Source organism: Vibrio sp. 1069, from assembly GCF_033340555.1.
In genome coordinates, this window is sequence record NZ_JAWOWP010000488.1 from 1 (window position 1) to 649 (window position 649).

Below are 649 nucleotides of genomic sequence, written 5' to 3' on the forward strand. Positions count from 1 at the left end.
AGACAAAGATGGCCGTATTGCGCATGAAGCACTGCAAGGCTTAAGACAATTCCAGTCGGAGCTAATTGAATCTTTATTAGAAGGCGAGGTGCAGACGCAATTGCTCGCTTCTTTGCACGATGAGTTCAGTACCTTAGCCGAGCTGACTGCGCCCCTGACGGCTGCGCAAAAAGCGGCAGTGTTGGGTCAAGGTGAAGTGTAGTCTTCACGTTTATTGGCTGCCTTGATTTCACAACAAAATGTTCCTGCGGTCGCACAAGATGCACGTGCATTTTTACGTGCAGAAGCTGGTACTCAACCGGAAGTTGACCGTGCGCGTTCTTATCCCCTGATTAAGGAGGCGTTGGCGCAACACAGCCACAAACGCGTCATCATCACCGGATTTATGGCGCAAAATGAGGCAGGAGAAACCGTGCTGTTGGGGCGGAATGGCTCTGATTATTCCGCAACCGTAATCGGTGCTTTGGCGGAAGTGACAACCGTAACCATTTGGAGTGATGTTGCTGGTGTTTACAGTGCGGATCCTCGTTTAGTGTCGGACGCATGTCTGTTGCCTTTACTGCGCTTAGACGAAGCGAGTGAACTGGCCCGCCTTGCAGCTCCGGTCTTGCATAGCCGTACGTTACAACCTGTCGCGCAAAGCACGATG

At 51.8% G+C, this 649-nt stretch carries 1 pseudogene; it reads left to right on the forward strand.

Features of this window, described 5'->3' with window-relative positions:
• A pseudogene (gene metL / locus R7040_RS27330) lies at positions 1-649 on the forward strand (bifunctional aspartate kinase/homoserine dehydrogenase II); the annotation flags it as partial.